Raw genomic sequence first — 1,168 nt, forward strand, 5'->3', positions numbered from 1 at the left:
CCATCTGCTCGACCTCAAGTCCAATGTCATCGTGGGTAAGAAGATCCCGGCGGGCACCGGTCTCAAGCCGTACGCCAAGGCCGGTTTGACTTATCGTACCGAGGATGGCTACCAGGCCATTGAGAACCCCACCTCTCCGCATGCCAAGGTGCTCCCCGATTGGGCGCCCGAGGAGCTCAAGGAGCTCGATGAGGAGCTGCCGCAGCAGCTCGACTTCGGCGCGGGCGAGTACGGCGGCGAGGGTGGCCAGTTCACCCGCAATGGCCGTACCATCTCCGCCGAGGACGCGCGCCTCTATCTCTTCGATGACCTGGGTGTTTCCCAGCGTTGGACCAACAAGTTCAGCGAGGTCGGCATTGAGGTCGTCGGTGACCTCGTGGGCAAGTCCGAGGAGGACCTGCTCCGCATCGACGGCATTGGTGCCAAGGCCATCGAGGAGCTCCGCGACGGTCTTGAGGAGCACAACCTGCTCTACATCCTTGACAACTCCGAGGATGTTGCCGACGAGGAGGACCTCTCCCAGCTGCTGCAGATGGTGTTCTCCCCGGATGGTCCGGACGACATCCTGCTCGGCACGAGCGCCCCGCGCCATCACCTCGATTCCGACGAGGAGATGCTCGGCGCCCCTGCGCAGTCCAAGGACGGCAACGGCGTCATCAACGAGGACATGGCCTCCCTCGACGAGCTGCTGAACAAGCTCGTCGACACCGATGAGGTCTATCCTGAGGAGCAGGAGGACTAAGCTGCGCGTGCCTCAGGCACCCCACCTCGCCCTTCAATCGTCGGGCGCCGCACGCTAGGCGTGCGCCCCCCTCTTTCAGGGCGATCTGGGGCGCCTGAGCCCCGCTCGCGGTTCACCTATTGCTAAAGCCCGTCTTTCCCGCGAGGGGAGGGTGGGCTTTTCTCTGTTTGTGGAGACTCTGCGGAATATGCCCCAAATAGGGAAACGCGCGGACGCGTGGTCTGTTGACCGTCCAGGTACGCGCGCGTATCATAGCGAACTGCGTGTTTTGTGGGCGGATGCTGACGCCCCTTAATATGTCGTTGCACATGGAATGGAAGCTGGATATTTCGAGAAGGAGTACGCTTTGCCTACTATCAACCAGCTGGTTCGCCAGGGCCGTCGCTCGGTCCCCAAGAAGTCCAAGAACGCCGCTCTCAAGAGCAA

At 62.0% G+C, this 1,168-nt stretch carries 1 protein-coding gene; it reads left to right on the top strand.

What is annotated here, in order from left to right:
* Nucleotides 1-742, top strand: a 742-nt coding sequence (locus ACT8II_RS04640) for a DNA-directed RNA polymerase subunit alpha C-terminal domain-containing protein (protein WP_443813122.1), incomplete at its 5' end; no start/stop codon positions are given.
* Nucleotides 743-1,168 lie beyond the last annotated feature (426 nt).

It is taken from the genome of Collinsella sp. (assembly GCF_052346665.1).
Classification (GTDB): domain Bacteria; phylum Actinomycetota; class Coriobacteriia; order Coriobacteriales; family Coriobacteriaceae; genus Collinsella.